Source organism: Stenotrophomonas humi (assembly GCF_001431415.1).
GTDB lineage: Bacteria > Pseudomonadota > Gammaproteobacteria > Xanthomonadales > Xanthomonadaceae > Stenotrophomonas > Stenotrophomonas humi.
Genome location: NZ_LDJI01000013.1, coordinates 36,022 through 58,246 on the forward strand (window position 1 = coordinate 36,022; position 22,225 = coordinate 58,246).

22 protein-coding genes are annotated in these 22,225 nt (G+C 65.4%); 10 read left to right on the plus strand and 12 right to left on the minus strand.

Going from position 1 to position 22,225, the window contains the following annotated elements; genetic code table 11:
* Positions 1–134 precede the first annotated feature (134 nt).
* From oxyR to ahpC, 3 genes are all read right to left on the minus strand, one after another.
* Complete coding sequence (oxyR, locus tag ABB26_RS07380; RefSeq protein WP_057633044.1) at positions 135–1,055, minus strand: DNA-binding transcriptional regulator OxyR; 921 nt, start codon at positions 1,053–1,055, stop codon at positions 135–137.
* A gap of 92 nt (positions 1,056–1,147) precedes the next feature.
* Positions 1,148–2,740 carry an alkyl hydroperoxide reductase subunit F gene (gene ahpF / locus ABB26_RS07385; RefSeq protein ID WP_057633187.1) on the minus strand — a complete coding sequence of 531 codons (1,593 nt, stop codon included), beginning with the start codon at positions 2,738–2,740 and terminating at the stop codon, positions 1,148–1,150.
* A 223-nt stretch (positions 2,741–2,963) separates the two neighbouring features.
* Positions 2,964–3,527 carry an alkyl hydroperoxide reductase subunit C gene (gene ahpC, locus ABB26_RS07390; protein WP_057633045.1) on the minus strand — a complete coding sequence of 188 codons (564 nt, stop codon included), beginning with the start codon at positions 3,525–3,527 and terminating at the stop codon, positions 2,964–2,966.
* A gap of 299 nt (positions 3,528–3,826) precedes the next feature.
* Here ahpC and prmC point away from each other — a divergent pair, with 299 nt between their 5' ends.
* The 3 genes from prmC (at position 3,827) to pip (ending at position 7,212) form a co-directional block, all read left to right on the plus strand.
* Complete coding sequence (prmC, locus tag ABB26_RS07395; RefSeq protein WP_057633046.1) at positions 3,827–4,669, plus strand: peptide chain release factor N(5)-glutamine methyltransferase; 843 nt, start codon at positions 3,827–3,829, stop codon at positions 4,667–4,669.
* 203 nt (positions 4,670–4,872) lie between these two features.
* Complete coding sequence (locus ABB26_RS07400; RefSeq protein ID WP_057633047.1) at positions 4,873–6,129, plus strand: erythromycin esterase family protein; 1,257 nt, start codon at positions 4,873–4,875, stop codon at positions 6,127–6,129.
* Between the two features lie 138 nt (positions 6,130–6,267).
* Positions 6,268–7,212, plus strand: coding sequence for a prolyl aminopeptidase (gene pip, locus ABB26_RS07405; RefSeq protein ID WP_057633048.1), 945 nt, complete (start codon positions 6,268–6,270; stop codon positions 7,210–7,212).
* Positions 7,213–7,275: 63 nt separating this feature from the next.
* Here pip and ABB26_RS07410 read toward each other — a convergent pair whose 3' ends face one another.
* Positions 7,276–8,178, minus strand: coding sequence for a LysR family transcriptional regulator (locus ABB26_RS07410; protein WP_057633188.1), 903 nt, complete (start codon positions 8,176–8,178; stop codon positions 7,276–7,278).
* Between the two features lie 90 nt (positions 8,179–8,268).
* On the opposite strand from ABB26_RS07410, the gene ABB26_RS07415 reads away from it, so the two are divergent.
* Both ABB26_RS07415 and ABB26_RS07420 read left to right on the plus strand, forming a co-directional pair.
* On the plus strand, positions 8,269–9,687 hold the full coding sequence (locus tag ABB26_RS07415; RefSeq protein ID WP_057633049.1) for an MFS transporter: 1,419 nt from the start codon (positions 8,269–8,271) through the stop codon (positions 9,685–9,687).
* Positions 9,684–10,355 carry a DUF7716 domain-containing protein gene (locus ABB26_RS07420; protein ID WP_057633050.1) on the plus strand — a complete coding sequence of 224 codons (672 nt, stop codon included), beginning with the start codon at positions 9,684–9,686 and terminating at the stop codon, positions 10,353–10,355. The genes ABB26_RS07415 and ABB26_RS07420 overlap by 4 nt, the downstream gene beginning before the upstream one ends.
* A gap of 92 nt (positions 10,356–10,447) precedes the next feature.
* On the opposite strand, the gene ABB26_RS07425 is transcribed toward ABB26_RS07420, so the two are convergent.
* Genes ABB26_RS07425 through ABB26_RS07440 form a run of 4 tightly spaced genes read right to left on the minus strand, consistent with a single transcriptional unit; the run spans position 10,448 to position 13,296 of the window.
* Positions 10,448–11,245 (minus strand): N-formylglutamate amidohydrolase, encoded by a 798-nt coding sequence (locus tag ABB26_RS07425; RefSeq protein ID WP_057633051.1) that lies wholly within the window; start codon positions 11,243–11,245, stop codon positions 10,448–10,450.
* Positions 11,238–11,789, minus strand: coding sequence for an NUDIX hydrolase (locus ABB26_RS07430; RefSeq protein WP_057633052.1), 552 nt, complete (start codon positions 11,787–11,789; stop codon positions 11,238–11,240). The genes ABB26_RS07425 and ABB26_RS07430 overlap by 8 nt, the downstream gene beginning before the upstream one ends.
* Positions 11,786–12,733: a 5'-3' exonuclease gene (locus tag ABB26_RS07435; protein WP_057633053.1), complete on the minus strand. Its 948-nt coding sequence runs from the start codon at positions 12,731–12,733 to the stop codon at positions 11,786–11,788. Before ABB26_RS07435 ends, ABB26_RS07430 begins: the two co-directional genes overlap by 4 nt.
* Positions 12,721–13,296 (minus strand): nitroreductase family protein, encoded by a 576-nt coding sequence (locus ABB26_RS07440; RefSeq protein ID WP_057633054.1) that lies wholly within the window; start codon positions 13,294–13,296, stop codon positions 12,721–12,723. Before ABB26_RS07440 ends, ABB26_RS07435 begins: the two co-directional genes overlap by 13 nt.
* A 313-nt stretch (positions 13,297–13,609) precedes the next feature.
* On the opposite strand from ABB26_RS07440, the gene ABB26_RS07445 reads away from it, so the two are divergent.
* Entirely contained in the window at positions 13,610–15,925 is a 2,316-nt protein-coding gene (locus ABB26_RS07445) for a DUF1631 domain-containing protein (RefSeq protein ID WP_057633055.1), read from the plus strand.
* 82 nt (positions 15,926–16,007) lie between these two features.
* Positions 16,008–17,111 (plus strand): NAD(P) transhydrogenase subunit alpha, encoded by a 1,104-nt coding sequence (locus ABB26_RS07450; protein WP_057633056.1) that lies wholly within the window; start codon positions 16,008–16,010, stop codon positions 17,109–17,111.
* A gap of 91 nt (positions 17,112–17,202) precedes the next feature.
* On the opposite strand, the gene ABB26_RS07455 is transcribed toward ABB26_RS07450, so the two are convergent.
* Genes ABB26_RS07455 through ABB26_RS07465 form a run of 3 tightly spaced genes read right to left on the minus strand, consistent with a single transcriptional unit; the run spans position 17,203 to position 18,541 of the window.
* Positions 17,203–17,634 carry a DUF3106 domain-containing protein gene (locus ABB26_RS07455; RefSeq protein ID WP_057633057.1) on the minus strand — a complete coding sequence of 144 codons (432 nt, stop codon included), beginning with the start codon at positions 17,632–17,634 and terminating at the stop codon, positions 17,203–17,205.
* Positions 17,631–17,987 carry a hypothetical protein gene (locus ABB26_RS07460; protein ID WP_057633058.1) on the minus strand — a complete coding sequence of 119 codons (357 nt, stop codon included), beginning with the start codon at positions 17,985–17,987 and terminating at the stop codon, positions 17,631–17,633. The genes ABB26_RS07455 and ABB26_RS07460 overlap by 4 nt, the downstream gene beginning before the upstream one ends.
* Before the next feature lie 5 nt (positions 17,988–17,992).
* Positions 17,993–18,541, minus strand: a complete 549-nt coding sequence (locus ABB26_RS07465; RefSeq protein WP_057633059.1) for an RNA polymerase sigma factor — start codon at positions 18,539–18,541, stop codon at positions 17,993–17,995.
* Between the two features lie 134 nt (positions 18,542–18,675).
* Here ABB26_RS07465 and ABB26_RS07470 point away from each other — a divergent pair, with 134 nt between their 5' ends.
* The 3 genes from ABB26_RS07470 to ABB26_RS07480 are packed head-to-tail and all read left to right on the plus strand — an operon-like array spanning position 18,676 to position 20,905.
* A complete protein-coding gene (locus ABB26_RS07470) occupies positions 18,676–18,978 on the plus strand; it encodes an NAD(P) transhydrogenase subunit alpha part 2 (RefSeq protein ID WP_057633060.1) in 303 nt (100 codons plus the stop codon).
* Positions 18,975–19,472: a hypothetical protein gene (locus ABB26_RS07475; RefSeq protein WP_057633061.1), complete on the plus strand. Its 498-nt coding sequence runs from the start codon at positions 18,975–18,977 to the stop codon at positions 19,470–19,472. The genes ABB26_RS07470 and ABB26_RS07475 overlap by 4 nt, the downstream gene beginning before the upstream one ends.
* Positions 19,469–20,905, plus strand: a complete 1,437-nt coding sequence (locus tag ABB26_RS07480; RefSeq protein WP_057633062.1) for an NAD(P)(+) transhydrogenase (Re/Si-specific) subunit beta — start codon at positions 19,469–19,471, stop codon at positions 20,903–20,905. The genes ABB26_RS07475 and ABB26_RS07480 overlap by 4 nt, the downstream gene beginning before the upstream one ends.
* An 8-nt stretch (positions 20,906–20,913) precedes the next feature.
* Here the strand turns inward: ABB26_RS07480 and ABB26_RS07485 are convergent, their stop codons facing one another.
* Positions 20,914–21,852 (minus strand): helix-turn-helix transcriptional regulator, encoded by a 939-nt coding sequence (locus tag ABB26_RS07485; protein ID WP_161809018.1) that lies wholly within the window; start codon positions 21,850–21,852, stop codon positions 20,914–20,916.
* Between the last annotated feature and the right edge of the window lie 373 nt (positions 21,853–22,225).

The following is a 22,225-nucleotide window of genomic DNA, read 5'->3' on the forward strand; positions in this document are numbered from 1 at the left end:
TTGATGGACTCCCGAAAGGCAGCCTTTGCCAGCCTTCCCCTTGGCCGCGATGAAGGGGGCACAATCTGACCGATTGCGATGAACGCGGCTTCTGCCTCCCTTCGCCACAGGCAAAGGGAGGGGGCTGTTCGCGCTTAGGCCGTCGCTGGCGGTAACTCCAGCAAACCTGCCGGCAACTGCCTGAACAGCTGGGCGAGCTGCTCCAGAAATTCGCCCATCGCCGAGCTGCGGCGCCAGATCATGGCAATACGACGGTTGGGTACCGGCTCGCCCTTGAACGGGATCAGATGGATGTTTTCCGAACGCGCCACCGGTGGCTTCACTGCCAGCATCGGCAGCAGGGTGACACCCACGTTGGCTGCGACCATCTGTCGCAGGGTTTCCAGGCTGGTGGCCTGGAATTCGGATTTCTCCAGTGCGCCCGCCAGGTGGCAGACATCCAGTGCCTGGTCACGCAGGCAGTGCCCGTCCTGCAGCAGCAACAGGCGCTGGTGGGACAGGTCATCCAGTGTCAGCGATGCATGCGCGGTCAACGGGTGGCCTTCCGGCGCAGCCAGCATGAAGGGCTCCTCGAACAGGAACTCGACGTGCAGCTGTTCGTCGTTGATCGGCAAGGCCAGCACCGCCGCGTCAAGCTGACCATTGCGCAGCTGTGCCATCAGCACGTCGCTCTTTTCCTCGACCAGCAGCATTTCCAGCTGCGGGAAGCGCTGGCGGATCGCAGGTACCACGTGCGGCAGCAGATATGGGCCAAGCGTGGGGAAGATGCCCAGACGCACGGTGCCGGCTTCCGGATCCCGGCTGCGTCGCGCGGCTTCCTTCATCTGCTCGACTTCGGCCACGATGCTGCGCGCACGCGCGGCGGCTTCGCGCCCGGCTGGAGTCAACATCACCTTGCGCGGTGCGCGCTCGACCAGCGGCACGCCCAGCTCTTCCTCCAGCTTCTTGATCTGGGTGGAGAGCGTGGGCTGGCTGACGAAACAGGATGCAGCGGCGCGACCGAAGTGCTTGTGCTCGGCCAGCGCCACCAGGTACTTCAAGTCACGCAGGTTCATGTCGGACTCCTGTCATGTCGCAGCAACGACGGAAGGAGTGGGAGGCCGCAGCTGCTTCCTCCCACTCCTCGTTTCTTGCTGATGGCCCTGGATCAGGCCGTCTCAGCCACCGCCGCAACCGGTGCCGGCGCCGAACTGCGGATCAGGTGATCAAACGCGCTGAGTGCGGCGGTGGAGCCGGCGCCCATGGCGATGATGATCTGCTTGTACGGCACCGTGGTGCAGTCGCCGGCAGCAAACACGCCCGGCACGTTGGTCTGGCCGCGGTCGTCGATGATGATTTCGCCACGGCCGCTCAGTTCCACCGAACCGCGCAACCATTCGGTGTTCGGCAGCAGGCCGATCTGCACGAAGATGCCTTCCAGCTCCACGCGGTGCGAGTCGCCGCCGACGCGGTCGGTGTAGACCAGGCCGGTGACCCTCTGGCCATCGCCCAGCACTTCGGTGGTCTGTGCGTTGAGCACCACCTTCACGTTGGGCAGGCTGTTGAGCTTGGCCTGCAACACCTGGTCGGCACGCAGCTTGCTGTCGAACTCGAGCACGGTGACGTGGCTGACGATGCCGGCCAAATCAATGGCCGCCTCGATGCCCGAGTTGCCACCGCCCACCACCGCCACGCGCTTGCCCTTGAACAGCGGGCCGTCGCAATGCGGGCAGTAAGCCACGCCCTTGTTGCGGTATTCGTTCTCGCCGGGCACGTTCATCTGCCTCCAGCGCGCACCGGTGGACAGGATCACGGTCTTCGACTTCAGCGAGGCACCGTTTTCCAGCTGCACTTCGACCAGGCCATCGGCACCGGCCGGCACCAGCTTGGTGGCGCGCTGCAGGTTCATGATGTCCACCTCGTACTCACGCACGTGGGCTTCCAGCGCACTGGCCAGCTTCGGGCCTTCGGTGTGCTGCACCGAGATGAAGTTCTCGATGGCCATGGTGTCCAGCACCTGGCCGCCGAAACGTTCGGCTGCAACACCGGTGCGGATGCCCTTGCGAGCCGCGTAGATCGCTGCGGCCGCGCCGGCGGGGCCGCCGCCGACCACCAGCACATCGAACGCATCCTTGGCCTTGATCTTCTCCGCTTCGCGGGCCATGGCGCCGGTGTCGAGCTTGGCGATGATCTGCTCCAGGCTCATGCGGCCGGAATCGAACATTTCGCCACCCTGGAACACCATCGGCACCGCCATCACCTGGCGTTGCTCCACTTCCTGCTGGAAGGTGCCGCCTTCGATCACGGTGGTGTGGATCTTCGGGTTCATGATCGCCATCAGCGCCAGTGCCTGGACCACGTCCGGGCAGTTGTGGCAGGTCAGCGACATGTAGACGTCGAAGTCGAACTCGCCATCAATCGCCCTGATGCTGTCCAGGACTTCCTCGGCAACCTTCGGCGGGTGACCACCGGTCCACAGCAGGGTCAGTACCAGCGATTCGAATTCATGGCCCAGCGGCAGGCCGGCGAAACGCACGCCATGGTCCTGGCCTTCGCGGGCAACGACGAACGAGGGGCGACGCGCATCGGTGCCGGACGCGTCCAGCGTGATCTTGCCGTTGCCGGCGGCCACGATGTCGTCCAGCAGGCCACGCATGTCCTGGCTGGCGGCGCTGTCATCGAGTGAGGCGATCAGGCGCAGCGGTTGGCGCAGCAGGCCCATGTACTGCTGCAACTGGGTCTTGAGGCTGTCGTCGAGCATGAGCATCTCCTTCGTTGAGGCAAAGCGGGGGTGTGACGCCGCTGCGGCAAGCGGGGCGCCGATAGAAGTAGGGGTGAACCGCAGCGGGCTGTTCGGCTTGCGGGCGTGGTGCTGGCTGGCATCAACTCGCTGCGGTTCACCCCCACGCCCGCCGCGAGGGCGGGGTGGGAGTGCCATGGAGATGAACCAGGTATCTGGTTCATCCCCAACGGCTGACTGGGACTTAGATCTTGCCGACCAGGTCCAGCGACGGGGTCAGGGTCTTCTCGCCTTCCTTCCACTTGGCCGGGCACACTTCGTTCGGGTGTGCGGCGGTGAACTGGGCAGCCTTCAGCTTGCGCAGGGTCTCGGACACGTCACGAGCGATCTCGTTGGAGTGGATTTCCGAGGTCTTGATCACGCCTTCCGGGTTGATCACGAAGGTGCCACGCAGGGCCAGGCCTTCTTCGGCAATGTGCACGCCGAAAGCGTTGGTCAGCTGGTGGGTCGGGTCGCCAACCAGCGGGAACTTGGCCTTGCCCACGGCCGGCGAGGTTTCGTGCCACACCTTGTGCGAGAAGTGGGTATCGGTGGTCACGATGTAGACCTCGGCACCGGCCTTCTGGAACTCGGCATAGTTGTCAGCGGCGTCTTCAATCTCGGTCGGGCAGTTGAAGGTGAATGCGGCCGGCATGAAGATCAGCACGGACCACTTGCCCTTCAGCGAGGCGTCGGTGACTTCAATGAACTTGCCGTTGTGGAACGCATTGACCTTGAACGGCTGAACCTGGGTGTTGATAAGGGACATGTTGCTTCCTTTTGGTTGAAGGGGCGGGGTGAATCGTTGAAGCCAAGACTAATAGGCTGTGTCTAATAAGACAAATGAATTGGATGCATCGAATCAATAGATATTGACTATCAATCATCGCCATCAGTGGATCGCATTACCCGATATCGGGGGCTTTGCCGGGTTTCCAAGCCGGGTTTTCGCCAAGCTGAACGCTCTGGCATAGGCAGGCTTTATCCGAATGATCTCCGGGCGGTAGGCAGGGCGGGGCGGGGTGACTATCCTCGCCGTCCAGGAATTTCCCGCGAAGGGGTAGTGAAGTGTCCACGGTGAAGATTGCCGAGCTGTTGCGGGAAGCCGCCGCCCGTTTGCCGGGCGAGGAAGCCCGCCACGAAGCCGAGCAGTTGCTGCTCCACACCCTGGGCGTTGAGCGCGCCTGGTTGTTCGCCCATGCCACCGACGCGGTGGCCGACGCGGACCGCCAACGCTTCGAGCTGTTGCTGCAGCGTCGTGCCGAGGGCCATCCGCTGGCCTATCTGGTCGGCCGCCGTGGGTTCTGGACACTGGATCTCGAAGTCAACGTCGCCACCCTGATTCCCCGCCCGGAGACCGAGTTGCTGGTCGAGCAGGCCTTGGCACGCCTGCCGGCCGACGACATGGTGCGGGTGGCCGACATGGGCACCGGCAGCGGGGCGGTGGCGCTGTCCATTGCCAGCGAGCGCCCGCTGGCGACGGTGATGGCGACCGATGTGCTCGGGCCAACGCTGGCCGTGGCGGTGAAGAACGCGCAGGCGCACGGGCTGGAGAACGTCTGGTTCCGCCGCGGGCACTGGTACACGGCGCTGGGTGCCGACCGTTTCGACATGATCGTCAGCAACCCGCCCTACATCGCGGCCGACGACCCGCACCTGCAGCAGGGCGATCTGCGCTTCGAGCCGCCGCCTGCGCTGGCTTCAGGGGCGGACGGCCTGGATGCGATCCGTGAAATCATCGGCGGTGCGCATGAGCATCTGGTTCCGGGTGGCTGGCTGTTGCTGGAGCACGGCTGGGATCAAGGGCAGGCGATCCGCGAACTGCTGGAACAGGCCAGCTTTGTTGAGGTGCAGACCGTGCAGGATATGGAGCAGCGCGATCGGGTCACGCTGGGACGTCTGGCTGTCTGATCTGCCGTTGCATGGCGTCATGCAATGACGCGCCGTCGTGGTGGTGGCGCGTCTTTGATGGATGCATGGACACGTGCATCGTGCAGCAATGCGTCAGGGTGCGGGACATTGCAGTTGTCGGTCACCAAAACCTCGTTTCTGCCGTGACAACGGGCCAAGCGCGCACCTAGGATCGGGACGCCTTCAGCCACCGTGGACGCTTGATGAATCGATTGCCGAGTGCCGCAACCCTGCTGGCGCTGTTGCTGGCCTGCCTGACTGTTGCGGCATGTGCCGCCGATGCGCCACTGCATCCGTTGCGCGCGGACATTCCGGCGCAGGATGACTTTGCCGACCTGGCACCATTGGGCGCCGCCATCGGCGACAAACGCATCGTGATGTTGGACGAGCTCACCCACGGTGAGGGCAACGTCTATGCCTACAAGGCCCGCGTGGTGCGCTATCTGCATGCGCACAAGGGCTTTGATGTGCTGGTGCTGGAAAGCGGCTTCTTCGACGTGGCGCGCTTGTGGCGCCTGCGTCAACCGGTGCGTCAGTTGGCGCCGGGCAACATTTTCTACATGTATGCCAACAGCGCCGAGGTGTGGCCGCTGTTCGATTACCTGGATGCGCAACGCAGCAGCACACGACCGTTGGAGCTGGCGGGGCTGGATGGGCGCCTGAGTGGCAGCCTGTCGAGGAAGGAGCTTGTACCGCAGTTGCGCGCGCATCTTTCGCGGCAACCGCTGGATGCGCCGCAGACGCTCCGGTTGGAACGTCATCTGGACCAGACACAGCGTCTGCTCGACGGCCACTTGCTCAAGGCTGACGTTGCCGAGCAGGCGCAGTTCCTGCGGGATGCACAATGGCTGGAGAGCCTGCTGCCGGCGCCGGCCGGCGCGCACGGTGCGGATGTCTTCAGCAGCGACGGCTTCTGGCGGCGAGTCAACGCCAGCCTGCAGCGCATGGCCGAAGTGGCGTGGCAGCGCAGGCCGTTCGATGAACATGACCCGGTGATGGCCGGCAACCTGCAGTGGCTGATGGAGCAGGCCTATCCGGGGCGCAAGGTGGTGGTGTGGGGCCACTATGCGCATCTCAATCGGCTGGGCGGTTACCGTGACGGACATCCGGGCGGACTGCCGCCGGTGGACAACGTCACCCGCGCACTGCCTGCGGCGTTGCAGGCGCAGACCTACGTGCTGCATTTCGCCGGTGCCCAGGGGCGTTACCTGGACTATGTGGATCAGCGCGTGATCGAGGTGCCGGCCGGGTCGGGTGTGCTGGAACCGACATTGACTGCTGCATCGCCGAGTGGCGCGGTGTTTGTTGACCTGCATGCCGGTGCATTGCCAGGCGAGGTCGATCCGGCGTCGCGCCTGTGGAGCATGGATTATCGGGAGACGTTGTCTTTGCCCGAAGCGCGACAACGTTTTGATGGCCTGCTGTTGCTGGACCGGATTACGCCGGCGAGTTACCAGTAACGTTGAATTGTGCCTCCCTCCTCTGCGAGATGGGGGGCGGGTAAGGAGCCCAGCCAGGCAATCCACTGCAAGCACTCTGCAAACATCACGAAAACAGGGCTGCGCTAAACTAGCCAATCCGTTTTCCGCGAGGTTGCCATGCGCACGCTCTACCCCGAAATCACCCCCTACGAAACCGGCACGCTGCAGGTTGATGGTCGCCACACGCTGTATTTCGAGCAGTGCGGCAACCCGGACGGCAAGCCGGTGGTGATGCTGCACGGTGGCCCGGGTGGCGGTTGCTCGGACAACATGCGCCGGTTCCACGACCCGGCCAAGTACCGCATCATCCTGTTCGACCAGCGCGGCTCCGGCCGTTCGACGCCGCACGCCGATCTGGTGGACAACACCACCTGGGACCTCGTCGCCGATATCGAGAAGCTGCGCGAGAAGCTGGGAGTCGCGCAGTGGCAGGTGTTCGGCGGCAGCTGGGGTTCCACCCTGGCGCTGGCCTATGCCGAAACCCACCCGCAGCGCGTGACCGAACTGGTGCTGCGCGGCATCTTCATGCTGCGCCGCTGGGAGCTGGAGTGGTTCTACCAGGAAGGTGCCAATCGTCTGTTCCCGGATGCGTGGGAGCACTACCTCAAGCCGATTCCCGCGGTGGAGCGTCACGACCTGATTTCCGCCTTCCACCGCCGCCTGACCAGCGACGACGAAGCGACGCGTCTGGCCGCGGCCAAGGCCTGGAGCGTGTGGGAAGGTGCGACCAGCTTCCTGCATGTGGATGACGATTTCATCAACAGCCATGAAGACCCGCAGTTCGCGTTGGCGTTCGCGCGCATCGAGAACCACTACTTCGTCAACGGTGGCTTCTTTGAAGTGGAAGACCAGCTGTTGCGCGACGCGCACAAGATCGCGCACATCCCCGGCGTGATCGTGCACGGCCGCTACGACGTGGTCTGCCCGTTGGCCAACGCATGGGAGCTGCACAAGGCCTGGCCGAAGGCGCAGCTGCAGATCTCGCCGGCCTCGGGCCATTCGGCATTCGAGGCTGAGAACGTGGATGCGCTGGTGCGCGCCACCGATTCCTTCGCCGGCTGAGTACTCCGCTCATGTTGTACGGACGGGCGGCGCAGGCCGCCCGTTCTGTTCATGGCGCCGGCCTTACCATTCCCCGGCCAGCAGTGCGTCGGCCAGCACCTGCAGCTTGGGTGAGCATTGCCGCGACGGCGGGTAGATCAACGACAGCTCGCGGCTGCGTCCTTCGGCGGCCTGCAATACGCGCTGCAGGCGGCCATCGGCCAATGCATCGGCCACCGCGAAATCCATCACCTGCACGATGCCGATCCCGGCCAGCGCGGCTTCCACCAGTGGATCGCCGCTGTCGAACACCATCCGCGCCGGTGGCGTGAACTCCTGCAGCTGCCCGTCCGCAGCGCGGAACTGCCAATCCACCAGCCGCCCGCTGCGCAGGTTGCGCACCGCCAGGCAGCAATGGTCGTGCAGTGCCTGCACGCGGTCCGGCGCACCGTGTTCGGCCAGATAGGCCGGGCTGGCCACCGTCACCCAGCGCAAGGGGCGCAACCGCCGCGCGATCATGCGCTGGTCGGCGATCGGGCCGGTACGCAGTGCCCCGTCGAAACCCTCTTCAAACAGGTCGACCAGCCGGTCGCTCAGCACCGCTTCGATCTGCAATTGCGGGTACTGCGCCATCAGTTGCCCGGCCAGCGGCACCAGTACCTTGCGCCCGAACATCGAGGGTGCGGTGATCTTGAGTGTGCCGGACGGTGTGCACGGGCGGTCACCGAGCTGGCGACGGGCGTCGTCCAGCCCGCACAGCAGCGGCGTGACCTGCTCGACGAACTGGCGGCCGTCCGGGGTCAGCCCGACGTTGCGCGTGTTCCGCTGCAGCAGCTTCACGCCCAGCCCGGCTTCCAGCCGGCTGATCGCCCGCGACAGCCCGGATTGGCTCAGCCCCAGCTGCCCGGCCGCGGTGGTGAAACTGCGGGCCTCGGCCACCTGCACCAGCATCCGTACCGCATTGAGATCGAAAGGAAGATCATTCATGCGGAAAATCATCGCAGAAATCCATGATGCATGGTTTATGCGAATGCGTGCATCAATGACACTGCCGCTCCCCACTGAACGGACCATTTCATGCCGCCTCTTCGTTATCCCCGGCTGGCGTTGGCGCTGTTGGCCACCGCACAACTGATCATCGCCCTGGATGCCACCATCATCTTCGTCGCCCTGCATGACATGGGGCGTGCGCTGCAGATCAATGCCCAGCAGCTGCAATGGGTGGTCAGCGGCTACACCGTGGCCTTCGGTGGTTGCCTACTGCTGGGCGGCCGCGCTGCCGACCTGCTCGGCAAGCGCCGTTTCTACCGGCTGGGCATGGTGCTGTTCGCGCTGGCCTCGCTGGTCGGCGGTTTCAGCAGCAGTGCGTGGCTGCTGGTGGCGGCGCGGGCGGTGCAGGGGATCGGCGCGGCGCTGCTGTTCCCGGCCACCTTGGCGCTGATCAACACGCTGTACGCCGAAGGCCCGGTGCGCAACCGCGCGCTGGCGATCTGGAGCATGGCCAGCGCCGGCGGGCTGGCGCTGGGCACCCTGCTCGGTGGCGTGTTGACCCAGCACTTCGGTTGGGCCTCGGTGCTGCTGGTGATCGTGCCGATCGCGGCGGCCTGCGCGCTGCTGGGTGGCAGCTGGCTGCCGCCGGACGGGCTGCGCGCGCGCGGTCGTTCGTTCGACCTGGCCGGCTGCCTGGCGGTGACGCTGGGCGGCAGCCTGCTGGTGACCACGCTGGTGCAGGGGCCGGAATGGGGCTGGCTGACGCCGTTGACGCTGGGCTGTCTGCTGCTGTCGGTGCTGCTGCTGGTTGCGTTCGTGCGCATCGAGCAGCGCAGTGCCGATCCGCTGATGCATTTCGCGCTGCTGCGTGTGCCGGGTCTGCGCGCGGCGATGTGGCTGACGATGCTGTTCATGAGCAGCTTCGGGGTGCAGTACTACTTCCTGGCGTTGTATTACCAGGATGGTTACGGCTGGAGTCCGCTGCAGGCCGGCCTGGCGTTCCTGCCACCGACGCTGGTGTGCACGTTCGGCATCACTGTTGCCGAGCGCATGCTGGCCCGCCGTTCGCCGCGTCAGGTGCTGGCCTGGGGCCTGGCCGGCGGCGCGTTTGGCATCGCCGCGGTGGCGCTGGCACTGCCTTACGGTGCCGGTTACTGGCCGTTGCTGCCGGGCATCGTGCTGCTCAGTCTTGGTCAGGGCATGACCTGGACGGCGATGTGGATCGTGGCCGGGCAGGGGGTTCCCGCCGCCCAGCAGGGCGTGGCCTCGGGCATGGCGGCGACCGCGCAGCAGATCGGTGGCGCGCTGGGCCTGGCATTGCTGGTGATGCTGGCCAATGCGGCGCGCGGCACGCAGGCCGCCAGCAGTGCCGAAGCGCTGCAGGGGCTGGTCCACGCGCAGTACGGCGCGGCCGCGTTCGCACTGCTGGGCATGGTCGTCGCGCTGGGTCTGCGCCCGGCGCGGGTAGACTGCGCTCCCCCGGATTGCCTGCGCAACGACGCATGATCGAACTGCTGGATCTCCGCCAGACTCTGGACGCCATCGCCGCCTGCAATGACGACGGGCAGGTCTGGGAGCGCTATGGCTGGGTGCATGCGACCGATGGCGGCGCGCTTGCCGCACGCTTCTGGTTGCCGCCCAGCGAGGAGGAGGCCTGGGACGAGGACGATGAAGTGGCCGTCGCTGCCCGGGGGCTTGGACTGTCTCCGTTCCTGGAGCCGGCCACGTTCGCCGACGTGCTGGATGTGCAGAAGCGGCAGCGTCCGTTGTCCACGCTGGAAGACTATGCCCGCGCGCTGGATTACTACGCCGAGTACGATGCTTTTCTGCAGGTTCCCGGCATGGATGAAGCACTGGGCGAAGCGTCAGCTGCCGAGCAGGATGCCGCGCAGGTCATGGGCGTTGGCCCGGGCATCTTCGCTTCGTTTGACGTGGTGCTGGTGGCGTGTCCGGCCGAGCACATGAAGGGCGCTGCAAGCCGGGTGGCGACGCTGCTGGCGATTCCGGTGGGTGAAGCTTTGGCGCGCTGCCGTATGTTGCCGCTGGCGCTGGGGCAGCACCTGGACCGCGTGCGTTGTGGCGAAGTCCAGGCACCTTTCGAGGAACTCGGTGCAACGCTGCAGATTCACGCCTACCGGCCGTTTCCGTGGCGGGCTGAGCCGAACGCTGGTTGAGCCGCTCCGTTGGCCGGGGGTAAGGCCAACGGCACGTTCTTCTCCAGCGGTACGGACTGCTTGCTGCTGGCGGGCGTGCAGCGAAGGCCCGATCACTGCAGCTGCAACAGTGCGGGCTGCAACGTGCGGAAGATGCGTTCCAGGCGTTCTGCCCAGGCTTCCTGGCCGGGCGCATCGGCAATCAGGTCCTGGCGGATCTCCAGCTCCACATGCACCAGGCCGCGCGCTTCGCCGTGCATGGGTACGGCGTAGTCGCTGGTGGTGTTCACCGAATACGGCTCGTTGTCGCCGACCACCAGGTCGCCTTCATCACGCAGTGCCTGCAGCAGCGCATGGGCGAAGCGTGTGTCCTGGTGATAGAGCACGCCGGCATGCCAGGGGCGCTGGAAGCCGTTCATCGCCGGGGTGAAGCTGTGCATCATCACCAGCAATGTGGGAATGCCCGCATCGCGGCGGCGATCCAGCTCGGCATTGATGTGGGCATGGTACGGAGTGTGGATTGCCGCGATGCGCTGCTCGCGCTGCACATCACTCAAGCCGGTATTGCCGGGAATGGCCGTGCCGTCGCTCACTTCGGGAATCAACGTTGGCGAAGCCAGCGGCCGGTTGCAGTCGATCAGCAGCCGCGAGTAGGTCTGTTCGATGGCCCAGGCATCCAGCCGCTTCGCCAATGCGCGGGTGGTGCCGGCGATGCCGATGTCCCAGCCGATATGGCGATCCAGTTCGGCCTGCGGCAGCCCCAGTTCGTCCAGTGATGCCGGTAGGCGCTGCCCGGCATGATCGGCCAGCAGTACGAACGGTGAAGTGCCGTGCGGGTGGTGCGCGGTGAATACTGGCGGATCGTCCGCGCCAAGCAGCGCGGTTGAGATCTGCAGGCCGGAATCAGCCACGCGGCCTCCCGTCGAGGTGGTGTTCGATCATCCACAGGCCGGCCCAGAGCTTGGCATCCAGCTCGTAACCTTCGGCCATCTTTTCCACCAGCCACGCTGCGGCGCGATTGCGCGCGATGGCGTGCACGGTGATGTCTTCGCTGGCATCACCGCCGCCCGGGCCGATCCTGCGCAGGCCGGTGGCGCGCACGAAGGCGATCTTCTCGCTGCTGGCGCCGGACGAGGTGGGGCCGATCATCAGCACTTCGGCGTGGTCGGCGGTCCAGCCGGTTTCTTCTTCCAGCTCGCGTACTGCTGAAACTTCGATGGACTCACCGGCGGTGATGTCGCCCACCAGGCCGGCAGGCATCTCGATGGTGCGCGCCTGCAGGGGCACACGAAACTGTTCGACGAACAGCACCTCGTCGTCCGGCGTCACCGCGATGATGATCGCGGCCAGGCCGCCGGCATGGGTGCGCTCGCTGTATTCCCAGGTGCCGCGCACGACCATGCGCTGGTACTTGCCTTCATAGACGACGCGGGGTTCTGCGGTGTTATGGCTCATGCGAACTCGTTGGCGGGAGAGGAGGGGGATTCCAGTCCGGCGGCGGCCAGCAGCCGGCGCCGGGTCAGCGGGCCGAAGCGCAGTGCTTCGCACAGGCCGCCGAGCATGTCGGCATCGGCGGGGCTGCGCACGAAGGCGGGCTGTGCGTGCGGCAGCGGCGCGTGGACGGCAACGGTGGTCAATTGCCGGAACAACAACACCTGCTCGCGTTGTTCGCGCAGGCGCACGGCCATGGTGGCGGCACCACGCAGGCGCAGGAACGGCACCTCGTCGATGCGCTCCAACAGCGCATCCAGGCTGCCGAAATGGGCCAGCAGCACCGCTGCGGATTTGGTGCCGATGCCGGACACGCCAGGGATGTTGTCCACCGCGTCGCCACACAGCGCCAGGTAGTCGGCCATCTGGTGCGCATGCACGCCATGGCGCGCCTTCACCCCGGCTGCTCCCCAGCGCTGGTTGCGGGCGTAGTCCCACTGCTCGTCGTGTTCGAGCAACAGCTGCGACAGATCCTTGTCGGCCGAGACGATCACCCCGCGCAGACGGTGCTGGTGGCCGGCCTGCAGCGCGCTGCCGATCAGGTCGTCGGCCTCGTACTCGCGATCGGCCAGCACGTCCAGGCCCAATGCCGCGCACAGCGCCTTGCAGTGGGCGAACTGGCGGCGCAGTTCATCCGGGGCCGGGTCGCGGTTGGCCTTGTAGGCCGGGTACAGCGCGTGCCGGAAGCAGCTGTCCAGCGCTTCGTCGAACGCCACCGCGATGTGGCGCGGGCGCTCGCGCTCCAGCAGGTCCAGCAGGAAGCGTGCAAAGCCATGCACCGCGTTGACCGGCCAGCCCTGGTTGTCCTGGAACTCGTTGGGCATCGAGTGCCAGGCACGGAATACATAGAGGCTGGCGTCGATCAGATAGAGCGGCTGCCGTACCGGCAGGGTGCTCACGGCTGCCAGTCCTGCAGCAGCGCTGCCGGATCCGGGCGCTCGCGGTCGGGGACTTCCAGTTTGGGGGTGCCAATATGGATGAAGCCGACGATGCGTTCGTTCTCAATCAGGCCCAGATGGCGGCTGACCTCGACGTCATAGGCCATCCACGCGGTCAGCCACTGCGCACCGAAGCCGGCACCCTGCGCGGCCTGCAGCAGCGCAAAGCACACACAGCCGGCGGTCAGCAGCTGCTCCTGCGCGGGTACCTTGTGGTCAGGCTGCAGGCGCGCGATGACGGTGACGATCAGGGGCGCATGTGAAAACCGCAGGCGGTCCTTCTCGACCGCCGCCTCGGCCGCCTGCGGGTCGCGCTGGCGGCTGCGTTGGGCCAGGAACTCACCCAATGCGTGACGCGCGTCGCCACGCAGCTGCAGGAAACGGTAAGGCACCAGTTTGCCGTGGTCGGGCACGCGCACCGCGGACTGGAGCATGCGCAGCAGGGTGGCCGGGTCCGGGGCAGGTTCGCCCAGTTGTCTGGACGGGACCGAAAGGCGCTGGTCCAGCGCTTGCATGAAGCAGTTGTCGGGCATGACTCACCGAGGGGGAAACACGGCCATGGATTATAGACGCCGCCGCCATGGCGGCCCGATGACGGCTTTGGGAGCCAATTCTGTGCACTCCGTCAGGCGGCTGAATACCGCAGGATTCGCCAATATCCCGCAGCACGCTTAGCATGTCGGCTTATGCCGGCATGCCGGCCACGAGGTATGAAGTGCGCACTGCATCACTGACCCTGTTCAGCTTCTCCGCCTACCATGCGCACGCGGGTTCAGGGGCCGCGTCTGCAATCAACCATCCGTTTTCCAGAATGCCAGCGCCTTACAGGGTGTGGAGCCTTTGCGCATGAACTCCAATCCGCATCCCGCCGGTCAGCCCGGCCGTAACCCGAACCTGCTGGCACTTTCCCGCGAGGCCGCCTTGCCGTTGCTGGCGCAGGCCTTTGGCAAGGTGCTGGCCGGCTTTGACGACGTCCTGTTCGACCGTGCCGAGACCGCCGGTCCGTCGCAGCTGGCCTTCCTGGACGGCATGCGCGAGCTGCGCCGGCGCCGGGAAGAAATCGCCAGCCGCTTTGGCAGCCACCTGCAGCAGGCCTGGTCGGCATTGGAGGCCGGTACGCCGTTGTCGGCTGACAGCGTATTGGCCGGGCAGAGCGACGGTGGCCTGAGCCTGGTGCCCGAGCACATTCTCGAATCGCGTCTGGCGGTGCGTAATTTCGCCACCGTGCTGCTACGTGACTGGAAGCAGGTGCTGGCGCGGCTGGATCACCGTCTGGCGTGGATCAGTGGTGTGCCTGCGCTGGACGCGGACACCAACCCCATCGGCCCCGAGCACATCGGTGTGGCCGTGCATGAAGCGTTCTATACCTGCGAATTGGCCCCGGAAGTACGGCTGGTGCTGTTCAAGCTGTGCGAGCGCGAGTTCGCCGCCGGCATCGGCAAGCTGTACGAATCGGTGGATGAGCGTCTGGCCCAGGCCGGTGCCGCCCCGGAAGTACCGGCACCGCGCCGCGTCGCGCCGGCCCGCCCGTCGGCTGCCGAACAGCAACCGGGAGACGACGACAGCCAGGACCCCGGGCACGCACCGATGTGGGCGCAGCGTTTCTCCGAACGCTGGAGCCAGCGCCGCAGCAGCATGTCCGGTGCCGCTGGCCACGACGGTGGTGGCGCAGCGGCAGGCGGTGGTTTTGACGAGGACGGCGGCTTTGGCAACCATCAGAGCGTGGTGCTCGAAGCGCTGCATGAACTGCTGGCGCAGACCCGCCAGACCCGCGAAGGCGTGAACGCCGCAGGCGCTGCGCTGAACAACGCCAACGCCCAGCAACGCTCGCTCAACCAGCGCGAAATGATGTCGGTGTTGTCGCTGCTGCAGGCCACGCCCAGCGCCACGCTGCGTGCCGCAGTTGGTGAAGACGGCGAATCACTGGCGCAGCGGCTCAAGAGTGAAGTGCTGTCCGGCGCCACCCGTCTGGGTGTCGATCCGGCACAGGCGCACCTGGATCCGCAGGACGAGGACGCCATCGACCTGGTTGGCATGCTGTTCGACGTGATGCTGGACGAGCGCGACCTGGAAGGGCGCTCGCGTGAACTGATCGGTCGCTTGGTGGTGCCGTTCGTCAAGGTCGCCATGCTGGACCGGCGCATGTTCGTGCAGAAGACCCACCCGGCCCGCAAGCTGCTCAATTCGCTGGCCGAAGCCTGTGAAGGCAATGCCGGCGAAAGCCAGGCCGAGCGCGCGCTGATGGGCAAGGTCGAAGAAATCATTGAAAGGTTGACTGCCGAGTTCAACGAGAACCTGGCGATCTTCCTGACCCTGGAAGAAGAATTCCGCGAGTTCCTCTCCCAGCACCGCCGTCGCATCGAGATTGCCGAGCGCCGCGCCGCTGAAACCCAGCGTGGCCAGGAAAAGCTGGAAATGGCGCGCAGCCGCGCCGGCACCGAGCTGGACAAGCGGGTGGAGGGTGCGCCGCTGCCCAAGGCGATCAATGACTTCCTGCGCCAGCCATGGAGCCATCATCTGACGATGACGCTGCTGCGCGAAGGTGACGAAGGCGAAGGTGTGAGCGAGGCCTTGAAGTTGGCCGATGACATGCTGGAGGAAGTGGCACAGGCGCGCCGTCATATTGTCGGCAAGCCGTGGTTGCAGGCCAGCCAGCCAGCCTTGCGCAAGGTGTTTTCCAGCGTGGGCCTGCACGGCGACGGTGGCAGCAGTGCCATCGATGCCCTGCACGACACCCTGCAGGCCATCGCCGAGGCCCGTCCTGAACTGGAGCGCGCGCTGCCCGAGCTGCCGCAGGTGGTATTGCCAAGCCCACCGGTACAGGAGGCACCTGCCATCGAGTTCGGCAGCAGCGCCAAGGCCGAGGATTTCGATGACGCCGATGCCGAGCGTTTCCGTCGCATGGAAATCGGCACCTGGCTGGACTTCATCGACAAGGACGGCAAGATGCAGGCCGGCAAGCTGTCCTGGGTGAGCCCGATCTCCTCGCGTTTGTTGTTCGTCAGCCGTCGTGGCATCCGCTTCTGTGTGGCCTCGCCGGAAGAACTGGCGGTAATGGTGCGGCTGGGCCGCTTGCGTCCACATGTGGACGACGGCGCCTTCGACAGCGCCATGCAGGGCGTGATCGACCGCCTGGAGCCGCAGGCCGCACCGACCAACTGACCGGCGTGCGGCAGGCAATCTGCCGCGCGGCTTCGGCTTTGCTACGATCCGGGTGTTGATCCACTGCGCATCGGGTACCGGAATGGCCGTTGATGTACGGGTGTTGAAAGAAGCCGCAAGCGGCGAACGGCGCGTCGCCGCCACGCCGGAAACCGTGAAGAAGTTGCTGGCCGCTGGCGCACGGGTGCATGTGCAGCCCGGCGCAGGCCAGTCGGCGGGGTTCCCCGATCAGGCCTACCTGGATGCAGGCGCGCAGATTGACGACGCGCTGGAGCAGGGCGAGTTGGTGCTGTGCGTACAGACGCCACCGCCGGCGGTGATCGCACGCCTCAGGCAGGGCGCCACGCTGGTCGGCATGCTGCATCCGCAGGCCGAACCCGAGCGCAGCAGCGCCCTGCAGTCGCGCCAGCTGCAGACCTTTCCACTGGAACGCCTGCCACGCACCACGCGCGCGCAGGCGATGGACGTACTCAGCTCGCAGGCCGGCATGGCCGGTTACAAGGCGACCTTGATCGCCGCGCAGCTCGCGCCGCGGTTCTTCCCGATGCTGACCACGGCTGCCGGCACCATCCGCCCGTCCAAGGTGTTGATTGTCGGTGCAGGCGTGGCCGGCTTGCAGGCGGTGGCCACGGCCAAGCGGCTGGGCGCGCAGGTGGAGGGTTTCGACGTCCGCCCGGAAACCCGTGAGCAGATCGAATCATTGGGCGGCAAGTTCCTGGACCTGGGCGTCAGCGCCGCAGGCGAAGGCGGCTATGCCCGGCAACTGACCGATGACGAGCGCGCCGAGCAGCAGCGTCGTCTGGCGGAACACCTGAAGGGCGTGGACGTGGTGGTCTGCACCGCTGCGGTGCCGGGTCGTCCCGCACCGAAGATCATCACCGCGACGATGGTGGACGGTATGCGTCCAGGCAGCGTGATCGTGGATCTGGCAGCGGAAACCGGCGGCAACTGCGAGGCAACCCGGCCAGGTGAAACCGTGGAGACGGGCGGCGTGATCGTTGCCGGGCCATTGGACCTGGCCAGCATGGGTGCCGTGCATGCCAGCGAGATGTACGCACGCAACGTCTACAACTTCGTCGCGCTGTTTCTGAAGGATGGCGCGCTGCAGTTCGATTGGAACGACGAATTGCTGGCGAAGACGGTGTGGCCAGCGCGGCCGGCCGGTGGGGAAATCCCACCGGTGTGAGATGGGTTTCTCAGGGGCGAGGTTGATGTTCACCCCAAATGAAACCCAACACGTCCCTCGAAAATCCCCGGCCCGCAGATGCAGCAACCCCTCAGCGCGGTGACCGCGACGGTGGCGGATTCGCCTCCACCCATTGCCTGCGTTGTTCCGGCGTCATCTTCTGCCACTGATCATGCAGTTGCTGGCGTTGTTCTTTGTCCATGCCGCGCATTTTGGCGAACAAGGCCTGCGCCTCGCGGCGCTGCTGCGGTGCCATGTGCTCGAAGCGATGCATGCCGCGACGGGCCTGTTCGCGCTGTTCCGGCGTCATCTGCTGCCAGCTGCGGGCATGGTCGTAAATACGCTGGCGGCGCTCGGGCGAGGCATTCCAGCGGTCGCGCATGGGGGCGACCAGGGTTTCGCGTTGCGCCGGGCTGAGCTGGTCCCATTCCGGCAGCGGTTGTTGTGCCAGGGCAGGCGCACTGGCCAGGGCCATCAACAAGGGCAGAAGCAGGCGGGCTGTCAGGGTCTTCATGGTGTTCATTCCATCGCCAGGGCGCCGTCCGAGCCCAGCCACAGGTACAGCTCCGGGCTTTCGTCGAACAGCAGGGTGTCATCGGAGGTGTCGTCGCCGGTTGCCGCCACGGTGTTGCTGGGCAGATCCGGTGGCGCGATGTTGTTGAAGCGCGCTGCGACCGTCACCGCCAGGACCGCCGAGCAGGCGGTCGCCAACCACCAGCCCCGGCGGCGCCAGGGCGAGCTTGCCGTATGGGCTGAGGTGGCCTGCAGGCGTGCCTGCCGCAGCTGTGACAGCGTGGCAGGCGAGAGTGCGCCTTCGGCATGTTGCTGCAGTTGTCGCAGCGACTGGTCGAAATCGTCGTGCGGGGATGTGGGCATGCGATTCACCGCGTGGCCTCCAGTTGTTTCTGCAAAGCGTCGCGCGCGCGCGACAGGTGGGTTTTGACCGAGCCTTCCGAGCAGCCCATGGCCTTGGCCGTGGTGGCGACGTCCAGTTCCTGCAGCACGCGCAGCCCGAAGGCTTCGCGCTGGCGTGCCGGCAGCTGCCGCAGTGCCTGCACCAGACGGGCGTAATCCTGCTGCTGCTCATGCTGTTGTGCCGGGCCGGCGGTGTGGTCCGCCCAGTCGATGGCGCTGTCCTGGTCCTGCTCTTCCTGCGGTGCCCAGAACTTCAGGCGGAAACTGCGACGGCGCTGCAGGTCGATGATGCGGCGGCGCAGGATGCTCCAGAACAATGGTGTCCATTCTTCGGACGGATGTTCGCGGTAGCCGAGCATCCGTTCCATCGCGTCCTGCACCGCGTCCAGCGCATCGTCGCGCTGGCGCAGGCCGGCTTCGGCGAAGCGGAACGCACGCGGTCCGATCCCCGCCAGGAAAGCATCCAGCGAGGCAGGTGGGGCGATGGACGTCAGGGGCGGGCTGGTCACCAGCACAGGGTAGCGTTCCGGTCGTTACTGGGGGTGTTAACGCGCGAGGGCCGGATTGGTTGACACCGCAACGGTCGCATCGCCTTGACCAGCATGGTTATGATGCCGGGCAGGCCGTTCCAGCCTCGGAGAGAGCAGCAATGAGCGATGGGTTCGTGGCGTTGTATATCTTCATGCTGGCAGCCATTGCCGGCCATGTGATCATTTCGCGGGTGCCGGTGATCCTGCATACCCCGTTGATGTCCGGTTCCAACTTCATCCACGGCATTGTATTGATTGGCGCGATGGTGGTGCTGGGCCATGCCGATACCACGCTGGAGAAAGCCATCGGCTTCATCGCGGTGGCCCTGGGCGCAGGCAATGCCGCCGGTGGCTATGTGGTCACCGAGCGCATGCTGGAGATGTTCAAAAGCTCGAAGAAGCCGGACGGGAAGGGGCAATGAGCGCGATGGCGTCTGCTACGACCGCGCGTCGGCGGGATGCGCGTCAGGTTTTCCAGTGGCTCAGTTATCTGCAGTATCCCGCCTTGCTGGTGGCCCTGGCGTACGCGGCGCGGCCGCTCTTCAACGGCATGGAAGGCATGCTCGATGCCTACAACAGCGCCTTGCTGTATGCCGGTGTGGGCATTGGCATGGCGTCGCTGCAGGATCCCACCAAGACGCAGAACAAGGTTTCCCGCAAGGTGTGGGAGGATCCGCGCAAGGGTCACTTCATGCTCTGGCTGATCGCGCTGCAGACGCTGGTCCCAATCGTGCTGGGGTTGCTGGGCGCGGCATTGGTCGACTCCACGGCGCTGAGCCAGCTTTCGTTGGGTCTGGTGGCTTTCGGCCTGGGCATGATCGGCCTGCTGAAAACCGCCATCGAGATGCGTGAACACCATCGCCTGGACAAACAGGTTGGCAGACAAGAACACGGAATTCCGGAGGCGGGTGCATGAGCATGCTGGTGCTGGTGAATACGAGTTATCTGGTGGCAGCAACGCTGTTCCTGCTGGGCCTGCAGCGCATGGCATCGCCCAAAACCGCACGTAGCGGCATCCACTGGGCCGGGCTGGGCATGTTGATCGCCACCATTGCCACCTTCTTTCTGCCAGGCCTGCACAACATCGCCTTGATCCTGGTGGCGCTGGTGCTGGGCACCGGGCTGGCGTGGGTGTCTGCCAAGAAGGTGGCCATCACCGACATGCCGCAGATGGTGGCGCTTTACAACGGCATGGGCGGTGGCTCGGCCGCTGCCATCGGCGCGGTGGAACTGCTGCGTTTTTCGGATGTAGCCAACCGTGATACCAGTCATTGGAGCGCGCAGGCCATCGCCGACCTGGCCGCGCGGCAGCCTTCGGCCACGGTGTTGGCGTTGGCGGTGATCGGTTCGGCGATTGGCGCGGTGTCGTTGTCCGGTTCGGTCATCGCCTGGGCCAAGCTCGACGGCCGCCTGGACAAGCGCGTCACCTTTCCGGGCCAGCAGGTGTTCAACCTGCTGGTTGCCGTGGCGATGGTGGCGCTGGGCGTTTGGGCTGCGGCAAGCCTGCAGCCGGTGGCGATCATCGCCTTCTTCGTGGTGGCGCTGGCGCTGGGTGTGTTGATGACGTTGCCGATCGGCGGTGCGGACATGCCGGTGGTGATTTCGCTGTACAACGCATTCACCGGTCTGGCGGTGGCTTTTGAAGGTTATGTGCTCGGCAACGAGGCGCTGATCATCGCCGGCATGATGGTCGGTGCCGCCGGCATCCTGTTGACGCGTTTGATGGCCAAGGCGATGAACCGGCCGATCAGCGGTGTGCTGTTCTCCAACTTCGGTGGCGGCGGCCAGGGTGCGGAAATCAGTGGCAGCCAGAAGCCGATCGAAGCGGCGGATGTGGCAGCGATGATGGCCTTTGCCGAACGCGTGGTGATCGTGCCCGGCTATGGCATGGCGGTGGCGCAGGCACAGCACAAGATCTGGGAACTGGCGCAACGCCTGATCGAACGCGGGGTCAAGGTGAAGTTCGCCATCCACCCGGTGGCCGGGCGCATGCCCGGGCACATGAACGTGCTGCTGGCCGAGGCCGGCGTGCCGTACGACCTGATCACCGACATGGACGACATCAACCCCGAGTTCGCCGTCACCGACGTGTCGCTGGTGATCGGTGCCAACGACGTGGTCAACCCGGTGGCCAAAACCGACCCGACCAGCCCGATCTACGGCATGCCGATCCTGGACGTGGTCAATTCGAGGAACACCATCGTCATCAAGCGCGGCAAGGGCACCGGTTTTGCCGGGATCGAGAATGCGCTGTTCTACGCGGACAACACCCGCATGCTGTATGGCGATGGGGCCGAAGCAGCCAGTTCACTGGTCAGCGAATTGAAGGCGCTGGATGGCGGGCATTGAGCCCGTCCTCACAGCACCAGGGTCGGCTCGCTGGTTCGAAGTTGCAACGCGTCGTCGGAGCTCAGGCCGAGGTGCCCGTGCACTGACACCATTGCGCGGGCACCGCGCCGCGCTTCGCTGGTGGTGCAGCCGAACGCGTGCTTGAACGCACGGCAGAAGGCACTCTCGCTTTCGAAGCTGAGTGCGTCGGCGATCTCGCAGACCGACATGTCGGTGGAACGCACCAGCTCCCACGCGCGCTGATGACGCAGGCGCGTGGCGTATTCGCAAGGGGTCTCACCGAATACCTCGCGGTACACGCGGATCAAATGGGTGGGCGAGTAGTTGGCGATGGCGGCAAGCCGGGTCAGGTCGATGCGGTCATCGACGTTGCAGCGGATCAGATGCTGCACACGGAGCAGCCGCAGCAAGGTCTGGTGCCGGCGCAATGCGGTGCGTCCGCTGCAGCGATCCATCTGTTGATGCTGCGCATCCTGGTGCTCGACGATGGCATCGCGCAGCCAGACCATGGTGTCGACCACTTCCCCCGCATCGCTGTCCTTCTTGAACCAGCGGGTACGTGCGATATGCACCAGGGGTCGGGCCAGTTGCGTGGGGCAGTGGGTTTCCACGGGGACCAGACTGGTATCGCATGGGGAGCTGTGCGGCAGTTCACGCCAAAGCTGTGCCGGCGCTGTCACGCACAGCCACCAGCAAGGAGTGCGGCTGACAAGGCGCACGCCGCCGTCCAGCCATAGTTGCTGATGACGGGAGGTCAATTGCCAGGGCGTATCACCACTGGCCAGCTCAAGCACACCGCGCAGTACCAGACTGATGCTGATCCAGCCGTTCGGAATCGACAGGCGTGAGCCACGACCGTTGCCGACAATGGCATGCACATTCGCCTGTTGCTGCGCATGCAGATCCAAGGACTGGGCGCCATGCAGAAGATGATGCTCGATTCTCACTGTTTTTCCATAGCTGGCGTGGCGGGGAAGCCGGCGGTGCGGTGGAATGGCGGGTGGGCAGAGCGGAGACTGCAGCAACAGATGGATGCCTAGCGGCCCATGAATGCAAAGGGCGTGGCGCAGGCGGAATCGCCGTGCACATGTTCGCGGAAACACATGTGAAATAGTGATGAAAAAAGAAGCCCGGACAGGCCGGGCAGTTCCGGAATGTCCTCGCTTGCCCCTGTGATTTGAGGGGCTGAGAAAGGCCGCGCCTGGGAGAGAGTTGCCAGGTTTCCGGACAGCTCTATGCTGCTCATACATGAGGATGGTCGACGTACCTGAATTTGCATTCCGATAGTCCGTTATTGCGATTTCGCGATGATGATTTCTT